At 71.0% G+C, this 210-nt stretch carries 1 pseudogene; it reads right to left on the bottom strand.

Going from position 1 to position 210, the window contains the following annotated elements:
- Nucleotides 1-210: pseudogene (locus IG02_RS37525) on the bottom strand (ATP-binding protein); the annotation flags it as partial.

Here is a 210-nt window from a genome sequence, read left to right on the forward strand (position 1 = left end):
GACGACGACGCCGGTGCCGCCGCGCGACGACGGCCGGTAGTTGACACTGATGTGGTACTTGGCGGCCAGCCGCCCCACCACCGCCAACCCCAACCGCGTACCCTGAAGGGCGGCGAGGTCGGTGACACGGCCCGAGACGGCCTCCTCCGCACGGCGCATCGCCGCGGCCGCCATCTTCAGACCACTGTCCTCGATCGTCACCACGATCCC

Origin of the sequence: Streptomyces sp. NRRL F-5135 (assembly GCF_000719775.1) — a bacterium.
Lineage (GTDB): Bacteria > Actinomycetota > Actinomycetes > Streptomycetales > Streptomycetaceae > Streptomyces > Streptomyces hebeiensis.